Genomic DNA, 397 nt, shown 5'->3' with positions numbered 1-397 from the left:
GTTAGATGCACTAAGCACATAATTGCTCACAGCCAAACTATCAGGTCAAGTCTGCTTTTATTATTTTTAAGCGTGCATAATAAGCCCTACACAAATTGGGAGATATATCATGAAAGGCTGGCTTTTTCTTGTTATCGCAATAGTTGGCGAAGTAATCGCAACATCCGCATTAAAATCTAGCGAGGGCTTTACTAAGCTTGCCCCTTCCGCCGTTGTCATAATCGGTTATGGCATCGCATTTTATTTTCTTTCTCTGGTTCTGAAATCCATCCCTGTCGGTGTTGCTTATGCAGTCTGGTCGGGACTCGGCGTCGTCATAATTACAGCCATTGCCTGGTTGCTTCATGGGCAAAAGCTTGATGCGTGGGGCTTTGTAGGTATGGGGCTCATAATTGCT

General features: G+C 44.1%; 1 protein-coding gene. It reads left to right on the top strand.

The annotated features are described in order from the left end of the window. Positions 1-109: 109 nt before the first annotated feature. Positions 110-397: quaternary ammonium compound efflux SMR transporter QacE (qacE, locus tag DZ860_RS24150; RefSeq protein WP_120035743.1), on the top strand; the 288-nt coding region annotated here is incomplete at its 3' end.

The organism is Vibrio sinensis (assembly GCF_003605645.1).
Taxonomy (GTDB): domain Bacteria; phylum Pseudomonadota; class Gammaproteobacteria; order Enterobacterales; family Vibrionaceae; genus Vibrio; species Vibrio sinensis.
Note: the sequence above shows the minus strand (reverse complement) of the source record. Positions and strands in the feature narration are given on the sequence as shown.